This is a genomic window from uncultured Tenacibaculum sp. (assembly GCF_947499065.1).
Classification (GTDB): domain Bacteria; phylum Bacteroidota; class Bacteroidia; order Flavobacteriales; family Flavobacteriaceae; genus Polaribacter.
Window position 1 is genome coordinate 36,460 of the sequence record NZ_CANMMT010000009.1, and the last position, 18,368, is coordinate 54,827.

Sequence of the window (18,368 nt, forward strand, 5' to 3'; positions counted from 1 at the left end):
AAATTGTTTGTTGAATAAAGAGAAGTATTACTTTTTGTGAGTTTTTGATTCTCTTATTAAGCTAATGGTATATAAAGTGATAGTTGCCAAAATGATTATACCACCAATTAAACTATCTCGATTAGGAATTTCATTAAAGAATATAAAAGCTAAAACTGGGGCTAAGACATTTTGAAGTTTTAATGTTAAGGATGCTTCTGAAGCTTTGATAAATCTTACAGATTTCATTCCTAATGCTCTTCCTAAAGGAGCTGTTAATAAACCCATAGCGGCCATAACTAACCAAGTGTTTGTAGAGAAATTAGATGGTTCGGAAAAAAAGAACATTACTAAGGCCATAAAGAATCCACCTAGACCAACGAGAGCTAATCTATTTACACTTGGATATTTACGTAGAATAGTAAAGATAAGCCCCACGCAGAATACAGAAACCAATGCAAGTAAGTCTCCTTTCCAGTTTCCTGTACCAAAAGAACCATTAACAACAATGATAACTCCTAAAACAACCAAAAATATTGCTAACCATGTTTTACGATTGGTTTTTTCTTTTAAGATAATCCAACTTAATAAAGAAACTACAGCAGGAGTTGCTCCTTGAATTATGAAAGTATTAGCTATGGAAGTGTTTTTTATACTTAAAACAAATGAAGAGGCACTTCCTAACATTAATAAACTTGAAATTATAAGTGGCCAGCCATCAGATTTGATAACTTGAATAATACTACGTTTTTCTGAAGTTTGGACAACAATAGACATTGAAATAGCTGTAAATAACCCAAATAAGAATATGGTGTTAAAACCACTCACGCCAGAAAATCGAATATAAATAGGGTCGAAGCTCATTAAAATAGCTCCTAAAATAGCAAGTGTAACCCCTTTTGTTTTTGAATTTAATTTTTGAATGTTTGTAGTAGGTATATTTTTCATTTTATTTTTAAGTTTTTATTTTTTTAGATTTTATTGCTTTATTGAAAAGAAAGCTCAATGCTCCTAGAAGTAAAATTCCAATACCTATAAGAGATTCTATAGGTTGTTCTACTAGTAGGTAGATTAAAATCCATAAGCTGATTAGTAGGAATATAATTTGAGGTAAAGGGAATAAAGGACTTTTATATCCTGATAAATCATTGTTTTTTCTAATAAAGAAGAGACTTAGAACTGTTAATGAAACGAATAATTGCAAAATGAAAGCACTGTAGGTTAGAATTTGATCAAAAGACCCTGTAAAAACCATTGTAAGAGAAATAATAGCTTGAAGTATTATTGCTTTATTTGGAATTCCATTTTTATTTGTCTTACTTAAAAATTTCCATAATTGATAATCTTCAGCCATTGCTTTGGTTACTCTAGGCCCAACCCATACCATAGCGCTAATACTAGATACAAGCATAAAAGCAATGAGACCACTTATAACTTTTCCTCCAATACTACCAAAAATATTATCCGCAACAATTTGCCCAATCTCTACCTGTCCAACAAGTAGAGACATAGGAGCTTGTTTTAGAAAAACAATTTGAAGAAGTATATAAAAAACACTTACCAAAAGTGTTCCTCCAATAAGTGCTATGGGGAGATTACGGTTTACATTTTTTATTTCATCTACAATGTAAGCAGCAGCGTTCCATCCAGAAAACGAATAGGAAACGTATACTAAAGAAACAGCAAAAGAAGGAAGTAGGATTTCATTTTGCCATTGATTACTCCAGTCAAATGAAGTAGTCTCTGAGGGAGTGAAAAGCCCAATAGCAATAAATATAAAAATTACCAGAATTTTTATAAAGGTAGTAGTGTTTTGAAATTGACTACTTCTTTTTAAATTGAACATATGAAATAAAGAGACAACTACTATTAGAATAGAAGCAATTAGCTTGTCGTTTATACCAAAGTATTTTTCTGTATATGCACCAGCTGCCATAGCAGCGAGTGCAATAGGGGCAGCAAAACCAACAGTTAATGAAGCCCATCCAGAGAGGTAGCCAGCAAACTTATTATATACAACTGATAAAAAATGGTATTCACCGCCTGAGCGAGTTAATTTTGTGCCTAATTCAGCATAAGAGAGCGCTCCACTTATAGCCATAATTGCTCCCAATGACCAAAGAAGTATAATACTCCATGTATTTTTTGTTGAAACTAATTGGAATCCTAAGCTTGTAAAAACACCTGTTCCAATCATATTAGCTATCACAACTGCCATAGCAGCTCGACTTGATATTTTACTTTTCACAAATTTTGTTTTTAGTGATAAGCAAAATTATTACTAGCTATAAGTGCAGACGATGGACTTTTAGGAGGTAATTAAGTACAAAAGGGTTAAAAAACTATACTATGTTGTTTTGGTTGCGATAAGTATCGGCAGTTAAAGATGTGTGTTTTTTAAAAAATCGCATAAAGTAAGAGGTGTCTGTAAACCCAAGTTCATATGCAATTTCCGAAATAGAATTGTTTGTAAATAATAAGAGCCTTTTAGCTTCTGTTAAAGTACGCTCATGTATAAGGTTCATTACTGTTTTATTTAACCCTTTTTTACATAAATTATTAAGATGTCTTGGAGAAATATGCATTAAATCGGCATAATCATTTAATAATCGAAGTTCTTTAAAATGCCTGTCTATTAATGTTTCTAACTTTCTTAATTGATAGGTTAAATAAGCTGGTTTTTCAGACTCTGTAGGAGAATCGTATATTCTAGAAGATCTAATAAGTAATATTTCAAAAAGAGCTCTTAAAATATTGTTTTTATCGTTTGTGCTAGCATTGTATTCTTCATATAGTTCATCCCAAGCAGCTTGAATTTTGGTGTTTTCTTTATCTATATTTATAATAGGAGAGTTACTTATAGAATGAAAGAAAGGAAAGTCTAAAAGTTTTTGAAAGCTGTCTCCTAAATGATAAAAACCAGAATCAAATGAAATTACATAACCTTCTGTGTCTATACTTGTTTCTATAGAATGTACTTGACCAGGAGAAACAAAAAACATCATATTGGGTTTTATATCATAAGTTTTGAAATCGATAGAATGTTTGCCTATCCCTTTTTTTATAAACATGATATGATAATAATCGTGTCGATGAGGTTCAACAATGATTTGGTTACCATTATTCTCTCCAGTCATTCTATCAATTTCAAATTTAGAAACCTGCTTCGGTGTAAAAGCATTGTCTTCAAAACTTCTAATAGGTAAATCTGTAAATTCCTTTTTTCTCACGGTTACAATGTTTAAACTTCTATAAAATACAATTATTTAATTGAACACTTATTTCTTTTTGCCTATAAATCGAATAACAGCACTATTTCCTATGTGATATAGTCCTTCTTGAAGATAGGTGTTTATCTTTTTTAATTCAATGATTTCATAATTGGAAAAATCACGTTTAATTTCTTCAAGAGAATACATTTCCTCTTCACTTGATGGTCCTCCAACTTTTGGGTTCTTTTTATTAATTTCTCGATGTTCTTTACTAAATGCTTCTAGTATAATATAGCCTCCTTTTTTCAAGTAACTATCGAGTCTTTTATGCATTTCAGCTTTAATTTTAGGTTCAAAATGAACAGAAGTGAGACAAATCATATCAAATTCATCTTGCTTATATTTTTCATCAAGAAATGTTTGAACTTTATAATCGATGGAAACATTATTAAGTTGTGCCAGCTTGTCTGCTTTCTCTTTGCCTTTTAAACTGTAGTCAAAAGCAGAAACGTTCCATCCTAGTTTAGCTGCATACACTGCATTTCTACCTTCTCCTTCTGCAGGAAATAACACTTTTCCTGCATTAAATAATGGTAGTTTTTCTTTGATATAGGCATTGGGTTCTTTACCATATGCCCATTCATTATCATTGTATCTTTCGTTCCAAAAATCTTTCATACGATATTATAATAGATGATTATTTGTTATTCCAATTTTCTTGTGAAATTTGAACAGTTATTGAAGCTCCTAGTTCGTAACCTTCAGCAACAGAAGGTGCTATTCCGCTCCAACCTGTTCTTGCATCTCCAATAATATAAAGTCCTTTTACGTTAGATTCTCTATTTTCATCAACAATATAATTTGTTAATCCAAAATGTCCAGGTTCACTAGGAATATTGAATTGTTGAGCGAAATTGGTGTTTTCTACAACTTTCATATCTCTATAAAAGCCACCTTCTCTATCTATAAGTTTTCCATTTTCTAGTTCAACTTTTTGAAGTTTACCTTCGGTTGAATGCAATGTTTTTATTTTGTCTTGAAACACTTGTATTCCTTTTCGTTCTAATTCAGAAACAAATTCTTTATCAGGAATCATATCTCCATTAGTAAAAAGTATTACATCATTAGACCAATGTGTAACTACTGTTGAAAAGAAAGGAGCAATTTCAGCACCTCCAAATACTGCTAATTTCTTATCTGCTAATTCATATCCGTCGCAGAAAGGGCAGGGGTATACCGATTTTCCATAAACATCAGAAAGACCTTTTATTCCAGAGCCTTCTACATTATCTCTGTAACCTGAAGCAATAACTACTCTTTTGGAATTATAAGTGCTATTTTCTGTTTCTACAATAAAACCATTTGATGAACTTTTAACATCAATAGCCTTTTCTTTTTTGTATGTTAAAGAAGGGTATTTGTCTATGTCTTTTTTGGCAGCTTTAAAAATTTCTGTTGGATGTTTGCCGTCTTGTGTTAAAAAAGTATGAGAAAGCGTAGTTGCAAAGTTTCTAGGTTTTTCGGTATTTAAAATAAGTGTATTTACTCTACTTCTTCCTAGTACTAATGCTGCACTGAGTCCAGCAGGTCCGCCACCAATTATGATAACTTCAAATTTAATATTTTCCATAAGTCTTGTGTTTATATTGCAAAACTACAAGCGCTGGATATTTTTATAGGTGTACAAAAAGAGGGTATTTATGGACATTTTACCATTTAGTGTAAAAAAATAAGTTTTATAATAAGTTTGAGTTTATGTTGTTTCTTGAATTTCTTTTACAGTTTGTCTGGCGGTTTTTCCTACTCCATAAATGGTAGCAGAAGCAAATCCTGTCCAGTTACCATAACCTATTAACCAGAGGTTGGGTTCTTTTATAGACCTAGTATGTGTGGTTTTAATACGATTGTTTTCAATAATATTAAGAGAGGTTAAATGATTTAGGTTAGCTTTAAATCCAGTACACCATATAATGATATCAAATTTTTCTTTGCTTCCATCTTTCCAAATGACTCCTGCCTCATAAAAAGATTCAAATGGAGCTACAGCATTTAACACATTTCTAGTTCTGGCTTCTTTTACACTTTGAACCATTACAATACTAGACAGTGATGCCTTTTTCTTTTTAGTACTGTCTGATTTATTCAAAAAGGTTTGGGTTGCTTCATTAAACAAATAACGTCCATCTATATCGTCTGGTAAAAAATGTGGCGGGTGTAAAGTAACCCATTTTGTGTTTGCTACTTTTGAAACCTCGGCTAAAATTTGAGCGCCCGAATTACCACCACCAACAATTAAAACATTTTTATTATTGAAGTTTGAAGTGTTTCTATATTCCAAAGAATGAAGTTGAATTCCTGTATACTTTTCTTGATTTGGATAAGAAGGTGTGAAAGGAAATTGAGCAGTACCAGTAGCACTAACTAATTTTTTTGAATAGAAGATTCCTTGGTTCGTTTCTATTTGAAATAGATTATTTTCTTTTGTAACGTTATGAACTATTGTGTTTCTTTCAATAGGGAAATTATAACGTAATTCGTATTTTTTTAAATAGCTTATGAATTCTTCTTTAGTAGGGTATTCATTTTCGCTTTTTGGCATTGCCCAACCAGAAAGTGAGCTGTATTCTGTAGGAGAGAATAACTTTAAGTTATCCCATGTTTGAAGCCATGAACCTCCTGATTTATCATTCTTATCCAGAATTAGATATTCTAAATTGGTACGTCTTAAAAAATATGCAACAGACAATCCAGCTTGTCCACCACCAATTATTATTACATCATATATTTTCATGTCTATTGCATATTTTAAATATTCATTACTCTATAGTGAGTTTACTATTTTGTAAGGGGTTTTATTAATTGCTTTTTTGATAGCTTGTTCATCACATTTTTTGTTGTCAAACCAAACAGTTAACTGTTGATTTTTAACATTGGCTTCTGATTTTATGTATCCGTTCACTTCTTTTAAAGAATAGTTTACAATACCTGTACAACATGATTGTTTAAAACCTTCTAAAGTATAGGTTTTAGTAATAATTCCAGACTTTGCAATTTCTTTAACTTTAGCATCTTTATTTGTTTTATTTTGTGATTGACAAGAAGCTAAAAATATTAAAGATACTGCGATTATTAATAATAGGTTTTGAATTTTCATAATAGTTTATTTAGTTAATTAGATAAATAAGGTAGAATTAGAATAATAATTGTGATGATGGCTACAGCCCATAAAAACTTTTTAGATTGAAAGAAGGACACTGCTTTTTTCTCGTTTTCATTTAATTTAGATAAGGCTTCGTATTGATTCATGTCACAACACTCTTGCTGTGCTTTTGGGTAATAGGCTCTGTAAAGATTATAGCTAATAGCTATTAAACTAAAAGTAATTAGATAGTTTTTTATACTAGATAGCCAAATTAATTGCGATGCACTCACACCCAATACTCCAGCCAAAGCCATTAAAGGCCCAACACAGCATGTACAAGCAGCTATGGCAACAAAAATTGCGCTTATTGATGATACAATTGATTTCATAAGTTGATTTTAAAAAATGAGGTTAAAGAAAAATCCAGAGATAATCATTCCAATTCCAATGGTGGAAAAAAACGCAATGATTAGTTTTTTTTGCATTACTTTCTTTAGTAGTAAAGCTTCTGGAAATGAAAGTCCTATAGATGCCATCATAAAAGCTATGGCTGTACCTAATGGCACCCCTTTTTCTATTAACGATTCTATGATAGGCAAAACACCAACAGCATCTATATATAGAGGAATTGCTAGTAAAACTGCAATAGGAACTGCAAAAGGGTTTGTTTTTGAAATATAAGTTTCAAAAAAGGATTGAGGAACATATCCATGAATAAAAGAACCAATGGCTAAACCTAGAAAAATATAAGGAACTAACTTTTTTAATGTAGTCAATGCTTCATTATTAATTTCAGGTAATCGTTGCATAAAAGTTCTAGTGTCTTTTGTAGCTTCAGCCTTACTTTCACCTAATTCTTTCACCCAATTGGCTACATATTTTGCCATTCCGAGTTTTTCTAATAAAATTCCACCAACTACACCTAATACAATACCTGTAAGTACATATATAACGGTAACTTTCCATCCATAAGTAACCCAAAATATTGCAATCGCAATTTCATTTACTAATGGAGAAGTTATTAAAAAAGACAGTGCAATGCCTAAAGGAATTCTTGCTTGCATCATTCCTACAAATAGTGGAATAGATGAGCAAGAACAAAATGGAGTAATAGCACCAAGTAATGAAGCCATTATGTTTCCTAAGCCAGATTTCTTATTCTTTTCTAGGTATACACGAATTTTATCCATTGGTAAATAGCTCGTTATAATTCCCATTAAATAGGTAACAAGAATTACAAGAATTACTATTTCTGTAAAACCAATTAAAAAATAGTGAAGAGCATTGCCAAATACACTATTTTGAGTAATACCAAACAAATCGTAAACAAGATAATCAGCAATTGTAGAAAGAAACTGTGTTAGTTTTTCCATGCTCAAATTAATTTAATAGAGATAATAGTTTATCGTTAGTATTGTATTTTTTGTAATCATATACTTTTCCGTTGATTACTAATGAAGGAAAGATCATTGTACCATATACCATTGTGTCTTCTAATTTTGAAAGTTCTTCAATAGAAATGTTTAGGTTGTTTTCTTTAGCGATTTCTTCAAGTTGCTCTTTTATAGGAGATCCCTTAGCGCAACATGACGAGTGTAAAATTTTGATTTCAGTATTCATAAATTATTGTTTTAAATATTAAACTTTATTATGAAGTCTGAAGTAGCGTGTGAAAAGACACAAGTTTTTGAAAAATATTTCAATAAAAAATAAAAAAACCTTGTAATCATTGAGTTACAAGGCTTTTTTATATGGTGTAGATTTATACTTTATGAAGAAGATTTACTCTCTAAATTCTTTGTTACTTGATGTAAAGGGTCACAATGTTTTTTAATAACACAACCTGCAAAAGCTCCATTTTTATCGTATTCAATATCGCAGCATTCTACAAAAAGTTCCTTCAATTTAATTCGTGCTCTTTGAATACGCATTTTAGTAGCAGAAAGTCCTAAACCTAATTTTGTAGCGATATCTTTTTGAGGAATGTTATCAATATCACTCATTTTCAAAGCGACTGCATATGTTGATGGTAACATCTCAATCATAGGAATAATATAATCAGCAACAATAACTTTTGAGTTTTCATTTGAGTCGTTGCTCTCTATTTTCCAATCATTATCAAAATTAGCTTCTATGTTGTGTTTTTTGAAATAATCAAATATTGTATTTCTACTAACTTGAAATAGCCAAGCTTTAATATTGTCTACTTGTGGCGATTTTTGATGTGTCTCAACTAATTTGATCATTACCTCCTGTACAATGTCTTCTGCAACTTGCTTATTTTTGACCTTACCTAAAACATAAGCTTTCAGAAAATTGTAAAATTCCTGAATAACCTCATTTAAATTGCAGCACTCTTTTTTCATTGATAAAGTATAATGATTGAATGCAAATTTACTAAAAAGACTTTCATGAGTGTTAGTTTAATAATCTCTTAGCTGTTTTGTTTTTGATTTTATAAGGTTAAGAATTCTCAAAAATAAATTTATATATTGTGCCGTAAAGTAATAGATAAAAACTTCCCTTAAGCTATTACTAAATTTATTAATCTTAGCAAGTATTCTAGCTAAATCTCCACTCAAAAAAGTATTTGTTTAATACAAATTAGAAAAACAGTTAAATTTTTAATTATGAGAAGAGATGTTTTGTTAATAGTGTTTTTTCTATTTCATTCAATAGTTAATGCGAATAGAATATATAAAGACTCTATTGTTAAAAAAGTGGTGTTTGTTATTGTTGATGGGATTTCAACAGATCAACTTAAATCATCAAAAACCCCATATTTAGATAGTATTAGTTTACAAGGGAGTTATACCGATGCTTATGTTGGAGGAGGTAAAGGAACTTATTCAGAAACACCTACTATTTCAGCTGTTGGTTATAATAGTCTTCTTACAGGAACTTGGGCTAATAAACATAATGTATGGGGAAACAGCATTAAATTACCTAATTATAATTACCCAACTATTTTTAAACTCTTTAAAGATAAAAGGCCAAAAGGAACAATAGGAGTGTTTTCTTCTTGGTTGGATAATAGAACTAAGTTGGTAGGGGATGGTTTAAAAGCTACAAATTTTATAAAAGTAGATTACGCTTTTGATGGCTTGGAAAATGACACTATAAATTTTCCACATGATAAGCGAAGGAACTTTATGAAACTCATCGACTATACTGTGGCCGATTATGCTGCAAAGACAATTGTAGAAAAAGGACCAGATATTTCATGGGTATACCTGGAGTTTTCTGATGATATAGGACATCGTTATGGCGATAGTAAACGATTTGAAGCTGCTGTGAGTTTTGAAGATAAGTTAGTTGGAAAAATATGGAACGCTATAAAAAAACGAGAGCAATTGAATAATGAAGAGTGGTTGTTAATTGTAACAACCGATCATGGAAGAAATAAAAAAGAAGGTAAAGATCATGGAGGACAAAGCCATAGAGAAAGAAGCACATGGATTGTAACGAATACTAAAAAGACAAATTCTTATTTTAAGAATTATACACCAGCTATAGTGGATATTTTTCCTACGGTAGCAGATTTTTTAAACTTAGAAATTCCCATTAATACTAAAAGAGAGCTTGATGGAGTATCGTTGACAAACCCAGTAGATGTAATTAATTTAGAAGCTAAAAAAGAAAAAGATAGTTTTCTTATAACATGGAAAAGTCTAGTTAAAAAAGGAAAAGCTAAATTATATTTTAGTAAATATAACAAAGCAAAATATGGGGGAATAGATAAATATGAATATATAACATCAGTTTCTTTGGAAGAAGAACAAGTTAGAATTCCTATAGAAAGAATTCCAAATGGTTTTAGTAAAATAATTTTAGAAACCTCTAATACGATTTTAAATACTTGGTTAGTAAAACTAAAAAAACCTTGAAAATCATAAGATTAACAAGGTTTTTGATAGAGGAGGTAGGATTACTACCTATATATTTATAGCTTATTAGTTTTTCAAGGTAACCGAATAGGTAACTATTCTTTTGCTCATTACGGAAAACTTAATGGTGACTTAATGGCTGACTCCGAAATATGTTTTTACTCATTGAAAATAAATCGGATAATGTAATTTTTCCTTATAGTTATAAAAATGATTATATGGGGTTTAAGATAGTAGTATCATCCTTTGAAAATGGAAGCATTAAAGAGTGTAATAAAAGAATGTTGCACAGTCATATATCGTTTGCTAACATGTGGCTTAGAAATATAAAAGAACAAAAAAGAATTCCTTTTGTAAGCTAAAATTCTTTAAATAACTATATTATTAATTAAGAGTAATTAGGCAAAATGATTTACTCATATCTTAAAATTGATGAGTTAAAATAAGTATAAAAATTAAGCTCTATATTAATCTAAAAAGTTAATGTCTCTTTATAAATTATGTTTCCGTAAAACCGCAAGAAACGGGTTTTTCAATGATTAAAGATTTCAGAATTTTGTTAAAATAATAAACGATACAGAAAATGAATTTTGATTTTGACTATAAACAGCGAAAAGAAATATTAAATACTGTTTTAGATAAAGTAGAGCATTTTTACGCTAACACCAAAGATTACAATACTACGCCTGAATTAAATGTAAAAGAAATACGGGATTTAGTAGAAACTCCAAATTTAGTTTCAGGGAATAATCCAAAAAATGCTATAGAACACATCATTAATGGTCTTGAAAACTATTCGGTTCATACACCACATCCAAACTATTTAGGTTTATTCAATCCTCGTGCGAATTTTGCTGGAATTATCGCAGACTTTATAACTGCTTCATATAATCCTCAATTAGCAGCTTGGAGTCATGCTCCTTTTGCTGTTGAAGTTGAAGCACACGTAATAAGAGAATTTATTGAAAAATTCGGGTTCGATAAAAATAATGCTGATGGTGTTTTTACTACAGGTGGAGCCGAAGCAAATTTAACTGCTGTTTTATGTGCGTTAAACAATAAGTATCCAGATTTTGCTAAAAATGGTATGTTTGGTTTAGATAAAAAACCAATTATTTTTTGTTCTCAAGAAGCACACCATTCTGTACAAAAAGCAGCAAAAATTGTAGGATTAGGATATGATTTTGTGAAAACTATTCCTACTAATAAAGATTTAAAAATCGACACTCAATTATTAGAGAAAGAAATCATAAATCTTAATACGTCAACACATAGTCCATTAATGGTTATTGGTACAGCAGGAACAACTGGGACGGGAACAATTGATGATTTAGAAAGTATATCTAAAATTTGCAAAACACATAACATATGGTTTCACGTTGATGCAGCCTATGGTGGAGCTGCGGTTTTAAGTTCAAAACTAAAACACAACTTAAATGGTATTTCTGTTTCAGATTCTATAACTTTTGATGCACATAAATGGATGTCTGTACCTATGGGGACAAGTATATTTTTGACTTCTACCTCAGAAATCCTTAATAAAACATTTAGAATAACAACAGAATATATGCCTAAAGAAGCTAGTGAATTGGAAATTATTGAACCTTTCTCACATTCTATTCAATGGTCAAGACGGTTTATTGGGTTAAAAGTGTATTTATCTTTATTATTTTATGGTTGGAATGGTTATGAAAAAACAATCGATCATCAAGCTAATATAGGTGAATATCTAAGGAGAAAACTGATAGAAAACAACTGGATTATTAAGAATAATACCGAATTACCAGTAGTATGTTTTACAGATGAACAATTGGAATCGGATTTGAATTTCACCAAAACCATTTTAGCTAATATCTTAGCTAGAGGAAAATCTTGGTTATCGGTTTATCCCATAAAAAACATTCCAACATTTAGAGCTTGTATTACGAATTACAATACAACTAAAACTGAAATTGATGAGTTAATTGAAGAATTAAATAAAGAACGAGAAGCATATCAACAGTAACTATGTCAGATAATAAAAACACATATCATTATAATAAAATAGCAGAAGCTATTGAATATTTAGATGAGCATTTTAAAAAACAACCTTCTTTAGATGATATTGCCGAACATATACATTTAAGTCCTCATCATTTTCAACGGTTATTTAAAGATTGGGTAGGTGTTTCACCCAAAAAGTATATTCAATATTTAAGTTTAAATTATGCCAAAAAGAAGCTTAAAAAAGATGGAAATACATTGTTTGATACTGCATTAGAAACAGGGCTTTCAGGTACCAGTCGTTTACACGATTTATTTATAAACATAGAAGGAATGACACCAGGAGAATATAAAAACGGAGGGAAAACTTTAAATATAAACTATAGTTATGCAGAAACTCAGTTTGGTGATATTTTGGTTGCCACTACTAAAAAAGGCATATGTCATATTGCTTTTGTGGATAATAAAGAAGAAGCTCTACAAATTTTAATAAACAACTTTCCAAATGCAAATTACGAACAAAAGGTAGACAAAATTCAACAGGAAATATTGAAGGTTTTCTTAAATAATTGGGATGAACTTAATGAAATAAAATTACATCTAAAAGGTACAGATTTTCAATTAAAAGTTTGGGAAGCTCTATTAACTATTCCGAAAGGGAAATTAGCAACCTATGGAGAAATTGCAAAAAAAATTGCCAAACCAAATGCACAACGAGCGGTAGGCACAGCAATTGGAAGTAATCCTATTGCTTATTTAATTCCTTGTCATAGAGTTATTCAATCTTCTGGTAAAACAGGCGGTTATCGTTGGAATCCAATCAGAAAGAAAGCTATTTTAGGTTGGGAAGCTGCAAAAACATCTGTATGATTAAACACTCAGACATCAATAAAAAAGAGCTGTTTCTCAAAATTAAAAATAAAGAAATTACTCTTGGAGGAAATAGACGATTGAAAATATACGGTACACTTCAATGTAAATCAGGGAAACGTATGAAAATTCAAAACCGAATGTTTTTTAAAACCGAAAAAGAAGCTAAAGAAAATGATTTTAGACCCTGTGGTCATTGTATGACTGATAAATATAAATTATGGAAAGCACAACAGAATTAAAAAGGTGCAAATGGTGTAGTAACGATCTTGTTTATCAAGATTATCACGATAACGAATGGGGAGTTCCAAAATATGATGATAGAACCTTATTCGAAATGTTAATTTTGGAAGGTGCTCAAGCAGGTTTATCGTGGATTACTATTTTAAAAAGAAGAGAAAATTACAGGAAAGCATTCGATAATTTTGATGTTCAAAAAGTAGCCAAATATTCTGAAAAAGATATTGACAGACTAGTAAATGATAAAGGAATTATACGCAATAAATTAAAAATAAACTCTGCTATTAAAAATGCAAAAGTGTTTATTGAAATTCAAAAAGAATTTGGTTCTTTTAGTAAATATATTTGGAGCAAAATAAATAATACTCCCATAATTAATCATTACAAAGATGCAACAGTATTGCCGGTTACGTCTTCTTTAGCAGAACAGATTTCTAAAGAATTAAAAAAGAAAGGAATGAGTTTCGTTGGACCAATAATTGTATATTCCTATATGCAATCTATTGGAATGATTAACGACCACACTTTAGATTGTTTTTTAAGAAAATAAAAGATGGAATTATTTCAAGAACAAATAGATTCAACAAAAAACTGGTTACCTTATGATGGCACTGTACATTACTGGGCTAAAATATTTAATCAAAAACAAAGTGATACGTATTATAAAATCTTAATGGAACAAGTAGCTTGGAAAAATGACGAAGCCATTATTTTTGGCAAACACATAATTACTAAACGTAAAGTAGCGTGGTACGCTGATAAACCATATGAATACACCTATTCAAAAATTAGTAGAACTGCACTATTATGGACTCCCTTATTGCTTGAAATAAAAAAAACTGTACAAGAAAAAACACAACAAGAATATAATTCTGTTTTATTAAACCTGTATCATTCAGGAGCAGAAGGAATGGCTTGGCATAGTGATGACGAAAGAGATTTAAGAACTAATGGTTCTATAGCCTCTTTATCTTTTGGAGCTAAAAGAAAATTTGCCATAAAACACAAACAAACCAAATACAAACAAATATTTGAGCTTGATAGTGGAGATTTATTAGAAATGAAAGATCAAACACAATCGCATTGGATTCACAATATTCCAACTACAAAAAGAATCCACAGCCCAAGAGTAAATCTAACATTTAGACAAATGATAAAATAATATAGGTGATTTTTACTGAAATAATAAATCACGAAATAAGAAAACGCCTTACAACAAATAGTTTTTTTTTCTATTCTCACATTTTACTATAACAAACATTTCATTTTCATATAACCATAATTCAAATTCAGTTAAATATGGTGTAGGTGATTCCTGTTATAAGTGGGGGCAAATTATTGTTATGTGAGTATAAAAAGGATATAAATTGTTTTTTACTTTGGTTTTATTTAATCAAAATAGAATACTAAAGGAGTTTAAGATTATCATAACTTTCTCATTATTAGTTAATACTTATATAGGGAAGTCAAATCGAAAAGAAAGTCTGATTATCGAACTACCAATGTAATTATTTTTAGGTAATCGAAAAGGTAACCGAATAGGTTACTTTTGTTATGATATTATATAGTTTCATTAAAAAAAATACTTAATTGTTTTAGAAACCTCTAATACGATTTTAAATACTTGGTTAGTAAAACTAAAAAAACCTTGAAAATCATAAGATTAACAAGGTTTTGGTCGGGGCGGCAGGATTCGAACCTGCGACCTCCGCGTCCCAAACGCGGCGCGATAACCGGGCTACGCTACGCCCCGAATGATTATCGGGTTGCAAATGTATAAAAAATTCTTTGTTCGCAAACAAAAAAAGTGAAAAAAAATAAAACTTTGTAAGATAGGCGTAATCTATCGTCTAATAGCGAAAATATATTTTAAAAAAACTTGATATATTTTAAAAAAAATTACATTTGTAATCATAAAATTTTTTAGAAGATGGCAGAAAAAATAAAATGTTTAATCATTGGATCTGGACCAGCAGGATATACTGCAGCAATATATGCAGCAAGAGCTGATATGAAACCAGTTATGTACACAGGAATGCAGATGGGAGGACAGTTAACTACAACTACTGAAGTTGATAACTTTCCTGGATATCCAAATGGAACTGATGGTACTGCAATGATGAATGATTTAAAAAATCAAGCAGAGCGTTTTGGAACTGACGTACGTTTTGGATTAGCTACTAAAGTGGAATTTTCTAAAGAAGAAGGAGGAGTTCATAAGGTAACAGTTGATGAGTCTACTGATTTAGAAGCAGAAACAGTTATTATCTCTACTGGAGCTACAGCAAAATATTTAGGACTAGAAAGCGAACAACGTTTAATTGGTGGGGGAGTTTCTGCTTGTGCTACTTGTGACGGTTTCTTTTATAAAGGACAAGATGTTGTAGTTGTTGGAGCTGGAGACACAGCAGCTGAAGAAGCTACATATTTAGCTAATATTTGTAGTAAAGTAACAATGTTAGTGCGTAAAGATTATATGCGTGCTTCCAAAGCAATGCAGCACCGTGTAAATAAAACGGAAAATATTACTGTAATGTATAATACTGAAATTGATGAGGTATTAGGAGATAATGTTGTTGAAGGTGTACGTGCAGTAAACAACCAAACTGGTGATAAAGTTGATATTCCAGTAACAGGAGTATTCATTGCAATTGGACATAAACCTAATACAGAATTATTTAAAGATGTATTAGACATGGATGAGACTGGATACTTAATTACTAAAGGTAAATCAACTAAAACAAATTTACCAGGAGTATTTGCAGCAGGAGATGTACAAGATAAAGAATACCGTCAAGCGGTTACAGCAGCAGGTACAGGATGTATGGCGGCTTTAGATGCTGAGCGTTATTTAGGAGCTTTAGAATAAAGTTCGGTTTTATATAAAATAAAAAGCTTCCCAATTTGGGAAGCTTTTTTTATGGTTTTAATTGTTCAATCATTTTTTTTGCTTCTGGATTATCTGAATTTAATTTCAATGATTCTTCAAAAGCTTTCAGAGCTTCTTCATTCCTCTTTAACTTTACCAAACTATTACCATAGTAATTATAAATTCGATGCGTATAATATCCATGGTTTGGATATAATTTTAAATTGAGTTCAAAAAACTTTATAGCATCTATATAGTTTCCTTTGTCAGCTAATGACTGTCCATATTCATTTATTAAACGTTCAGAAATAGCATATTCAGAGTCTGTGTTGTATTCACTTTTAATAAATTCGATAATTTCATCAGCAGATTTTTCTGGAGAGAGCTCAGCAATCAATTTTCTATTTAACATGAGTTTTCTTATAATCCACCAATAACGCCAAGAAGGGGTTTTAGTTCTCTCTGAAAGTTTAGTGTGTGTTAGGTAATCTAGTTTCGTTTTATGTGCTATCACTACGTTCCTTTTAGGTATAACCGTAATAAATTGACCTGATTCATCCCAAGAAGTATAAGCATTTTCAAAATCTGGATTATCATAAAAGCGCTCAAAAAGCCACCAAGAATATCCATAAGATTGTTGCATTGGACTTGAAATATCTCTCCCAACCCTATTAGTTACTGAATCTCTTGAAATAAATGTTGACGTAATTTTATTAACCCAATTTTTAGGAACTATCTGTTTCTCATTCCATTTCCCTTCTTGAAGTAAAAGCTGTCCAATTTTGGCCATATCACGTGTAGAAATATGAATTTGATAAGACGTAAACATCGATTTTTTTAAATCTCTTGTTTGGTATTGATTTTCAATATTCCAATCTTCAAAACCTAAAGGAATTGCTAATTGGTTTTCAACTTCTCTGTGAAAGTGGTTTTTAGATTTATTTTCAAGAATATAGCTAGTAACGTTGTAGTCCCAATTGTTTACCATAAAATAATCACCAGGTTTTACCATACCTCTTTTTCTAACTCTAGGAAAAGTATAAAAGTATCTTTGATTTTTAGGATATATAACTCCCGATGAAGAGGTAAGTAAGTTTTCAATACTTGCTTGCTTTTCCATAGGTAATAATCCGTTATATTCAGAAACATTATTAGCTTCAATGGTTTCTTGTAAATTGATTGTGTTATTCTCTACATATTTTCCAAAAAGTAAGCTTACAATACCGTTTCTAGAGTCTTTAATATCACTAATTTCAGAAACATCTCCGTATTCATATACTACCTTACCGTTTTCGAGCACCATCATACTCGTTGTTTCAGATTCTTCTTTTAAATAGTTATCTATTTCATTGAATTTTTCTGTAGTAAAATACGAGTCTTGATTAATAGTTTTCTTTTCTAAAGCAATTCCTTTAAAAGAAGGTTTTTTATAAAACCAAGTTTGGATACTAGTGTATGATAGTATTACCATAACAACAGCAATTGCAGCGCTTCCTTTTAAAATGGTTTTAATTTTATATTTTTTGTAGTAATAAAGCACAGTATCTTTTTTATGGACAATCAAATAAGCAACAAAAATATTAGGTATCCAACTTAACCATACAGAAATTCCATAAGAAAGGTCAAAGTTTCTAGTAGTTGAAATTAACAATGGTAACCAGAATCGTAAAGTAACAGCAGCAAATGTTCCTGCATAGCTATAGGTCATATATTCTTTATGAGCTTCAATATTTCCTTTTCTTATAGTTTTATACCCCATGTAGGTAGCAACTATCCATATAAGAGCACCAAATGTGAATCCTATTTCTGTAGGTAATCCACCTCTGGCAAAAAAGCCAATATAAAATCCAACAGGTCCAGCAATGAAAATTGAGCCCACATAAATTTTACCAATTATTCTATGAAGCTTTATATATTTTTTTCTAATTTTTTCAGAAAATTGTATCCATCCAATCAGTAAAGCAATTCCTCCAAAAGTAATATGAACAAAAAATGAAATTTTATAAATTATACTATCTAGTACTTCTTGAGGTTTCATTGCTAGTAAGTCTATAGGACCATCAGCTAAAAAATATTTTAAGGGTCTTGTAATACCAATAAATAAACAAAGGCATATAAAAATAAGCCACAATAATCTCTTCATTTTGATTGAATTTTAAGTTTTGATATTCCCAAAATAGAATCAA

Annotated in this window: 20 protein-coding genes and 1 tRNA gene; 8 read left to right on the forward strand and 13 right to left on the reverse strand. The window is 30.4% G+C overall.

The genetic code is table 11. The features are described 5' to 3' along the window. Positions 1-27 precede the first annotated feature (27 nt). From Q0958_RS15645 to Q0958_RS15695, 11 genes are all read right to left on the reverse strand, one after another. The gene (locus Q0958_RS15645) at positions 28-927 is read right to left on the reverse strand and encodes a DMT family transporter (protein WP_299124709.1); all 900 of its coding nucleotides are present in this window, start codon (positions 925-927) and stop codon (positions 28-30) included. Positions 928-934: 7 nt separating this feature from the next. Beyond that, positions 935-2,227: an amino acid permease gene (locus Q0958_RS15650; protein ID WP_299124711.1), complete on the reverse strand. Its 1,293-nt coding sequence runs from the start codon at positions 2,225-2,227 to the stop codon at positions 935-937. Positions 2,228-2,321: 94 nt separating this feature from the next. Beyond that, positions 2,322-3,209, reverse strand: coding sequence for an AraC family transcriptional regulator (locus tag Q0958_RS15655; protein ID WP_150900823.1), 888 nt, complete (start codon positions 3,207-3,209; stop codon positions 2,322-2,324). A gap of 48 nt (positions 3,210-3,257) precedes the next feature. Next, positions 3,258-3,869 (reverse strand): class I SAM-dependent methyltransferase, encoded by a 612-nt coding sequence (locus tag Q0958_RS15660; protein ID WP_299124714.1) that lies wholly within the window; start codon positions 3,867-3,869, stop codon positions 3,258-3,260. Positions 3,870-3,888: 19 nt separating this feature from the next. Continuing rightward, complete coding sequence (locus Q0958_RS15665) at positions 3,889-4,821, reverse strand: NAD(P)/FAD-dependent oxidoreductase (protein WP_299124716.1); 933 nt, start codon at positions 4,819-4,821, stop codon at positions 3,889-3,891. Between the two features lie 123 nt (positions 4,822-4,944). After that, the gene (locus Q0958_RS15670; RefSeq protein WP_299124720.1) at positions 4,945-5,982 is read right to left on the reverse strand and encodes an ArsO family NAD(P)H-dependent flavin-containing monooxygenase; all 1,038 of its coding nucleotides are present in this window, start codon (positions 5,980-5,982) and stop codon (positions 4,945-4,947) included. A gap of 30 nt (positions 5,983-6,012) precedes the next feature. Next, positions 6,013-6,345: a hypothetical protein gene (locus tag Q0958_RS15675; RefSeq protein ID WP_299124722.1), complete on the reverse strand. Its 333-nt coding sequence runs from the start codon at positions 6,343-6,345 to the stop codon at positions 6,013-6,015. A 14-nt stretch (positions 6,346-6,359) separates the two neighbouring features. After that, positions 6,360-6,722, reverse strand: coding sequence for a hypothetical protein (locus Q0958_RS15680; protein ID WP_235276024.1), 363 nt, complete (start codon positions 6,720-6,722; stop codon positions 6,360-6,362). 9 nt (positions 6,723-6,731) lie between these two features. Beyond that, complete coding sequence (locus tag Q0958_RS15685) at positions 6,732-7,706, reverse strand: permease (protein ID WP_299124725.1); 975 nt, start codon at positions 7,704-7,706, stop codon at positions 6,732-6,734. 7 nt (positions 7,707-7,713) lie between these two features. Further along, positions 7,714-7,953 carry a thioredoxin family protein gene (locus Q0958_RS15690; protein ID WP_299124727.1) on the reverse strand — a complete coding sequence of 80 codons (240 nt, stop codon included), beginning with the start codon at positions 7,951-7,953 and terminating at the stop codon, positions 7,714-7,716. Positions 7,954-8,102: 149 nt separating this feature from the next. Beyond that, the gene (locus Q0958_RS15695; protein ID WP_299124728.1) at positions 8,103-8,699 is read right to left on the reverse strand and encodes a sigma-70 family RNA polymerase sigma factor; all 597 of its coding nucleotides are present in this window, start codon (positions 8,697-8,699) and stop codon (positions 8,103-8,105) included. A 264-nt stretch (positions 8,700-8,963) separates the two neighbouring features. Between Q0958_RS15695 and Q0958_RS15700 the strand changes: the two genes are divergently transcribed. The 7 genes from Q0958_RS15700 (at position 8,964) to Q0958_RS15730 (ending at position 14,475) form a co-directional block, all read left to right on the forward strand. Beyond that, complete coding sequence (locus tag Q0958_RS15700; protein WP_299124730.1) at positions 8,964-10,220, forward strand: alkaline phosphatase family protein; 1,257 nt, start codon at positions 8,964-8,966, stop codon at positions 10,218-10,220. A 152-nt stretch (positions 10,221-10,372) separates the two neighbouring features. Continuing rightward, positions 10,373-10,582, forward strand: a complete 210-nt coding sequence (locus Q0958_RS15705) for a hypothetical protein (protein WP_299124731.1) — start codon at positions 10,373-10,375, stop codon at positions 10,580-10,582. A gap of 221 nt (positions 10,583-10,803) precedes the next feature. Continuing rightward, positions 10,804-12,225 carry an aminotransferase class V-fold PLP-dependent enzyme gene (locus tag Q0958_RS15710; protein WP_299124733.1) on the forward strand — a complete coding sequence of 474 codons (1,422 nt, stop codon included), beginning with the start codon at positions 10,804-10,806 and terminating at the stop codon, positions 12,223-12,225. Between the two features lie 2 nt (positions 12,226-12,227). Further along, the gene (locus Q0958_RS15715) at positions 12,228-13,073 is read left to right on the forward strand and encodes a methylated-DNA--[protein]-cysteine S-methyltransferase (protein WP_299124734.1); all 846 of its coding nucleotides are present in this window, start codon (positions 12,228-12,230) and stop codon (positions 13,071-13,073) included. Then, the gene (locus Q0958_RS15720) at positions 13,070-13,315 is read left to right on the forward strand and encodes an Ada metal-binding domain-containing protein (RefSeq protein ID WP_235276017.1); all 246 of its coding nucleotides are present in this window, start codon (positions 13,070-13,072) and stop codon (positions 13,313-13,315) included. The genes Q0958_RS15715 and Q0958_RS15720 overlap by 4 nt, the downstream gene beginning before the upstream one ends. Further along, on the forward strand, positions 13,294-13,863 hold the full coding sequence (locus tag Q0958_RS15725; RefSeq protein ID WP_235276016.1) for a DNA-3-methyladenine glycosylase I: 570 nt from the start codon (positions 13,294-13,296) through the stop codon (positions 13,861-13,863). The genes Q0958_RS15720 and Q0958_RS15725 overlap by 22 nt, the downstream gene beginning before the upstream one ends. 3 nt (positions 13,864-13,866) lie before the next feature. Then, positions 13,867-14,475: an alpha-ketoglutarate-dependent dioxygenase AlkB gene (locus Q0958_RS15730; protein ID WP_299124753.1), complete on the forward strand. Its 609-nt coding sequence runs from the start codon at positions 13,867-13,869 to the stop codon at positions 14,473-14,475. Positions 14,476-14,988: 513 nt separating this feature from the next. Here Q0958_RS15730 and Q0958_RS15735 read toward each other — a convergent pair. After that, positions 14,989-15,066 (reverse strand) — tRNA-Pro (locus tag Q0958_RS15735). A gap of 177 nt (positions 15,067-15,243) precedes the next feature. Between Q0958_RS15735 and trxB the strand changes: the two genes are divergently transcribed. Then, positions 15,244-16,182 (forward strand): thioredoxin-disulfide reductase, encoded by a 939-nt coding sequence (trxB, locus tag Q0958_RS15740; protein ID WP_299124755.1) that lies wholly within the window; start codon positions 15,244-15,246, stop codon positions 16,180-16,182. A 49-nt stretch (positions 16,183-16,231) separates the two neighbouring features. On the opposite strand, the gene Q0958_RS15745 is transcribed toward trxB, so the two are convergent. Beyond that, positions 16,232-18,325 carry a DUF2306 domain-containing protein gene (locus Q0958_RS15745; protein WP_299124757.1) on the reverse strand — a complete coding sequence of 698 codons (2,094 nt, stop codon included), beginning with the start codon at positions 18,323-18,325 and terminating at the stop codon, positions 16,232-16,234. Positions 18,326-18,368: the final 43 nt, after the last annotated feature.